1 rRNA gene is annotated in these 222 nt (G+C 55.9%); it reads right to left on the bottom strand.

The features are described from left to right. Positions 1-221 (bottom strand): 16S ribosomal RNA (locus LRL21_RS45415); the annotation flags it as partial. Position 222 lies beyond the last annotated feature (1 nt).

Raw genomic sequence — 222 nt, 5'->3', positions numbered from 1 at the left:
CCAGTGTGGCCGTTCACCCTCTCAGGTCGGCTACGCATCGTCGCCTTGGTGAGCCGTTACCTCACCAACTAGCTAATGCGCCGCAGGCCCATCTACAGGTCACAGATTGCTCCGTGTTTCCAAACTCTGACAGGCGTCAAAGTCTTGTATTCGGTCTTAGCTACCGTTTCCGGTAGTTATCCCGATCCTGCAGGCAGGTTGCCTACGTGTTACTCACCCGTC

It is taken from the genome of Paenibacillus periandrae, from assembly GCF_022458865.1.
Taxonomy (GTDB): domain Bacteria; phylum Bacillota; class Bacilli; order Paenibacillales; family NBRC-103111; genus Paenibacillus_S; species Paenibacillus_S periandrae.
This window is presented reverse-complemented; position numbering and strand designations above follow the sequence as displayed.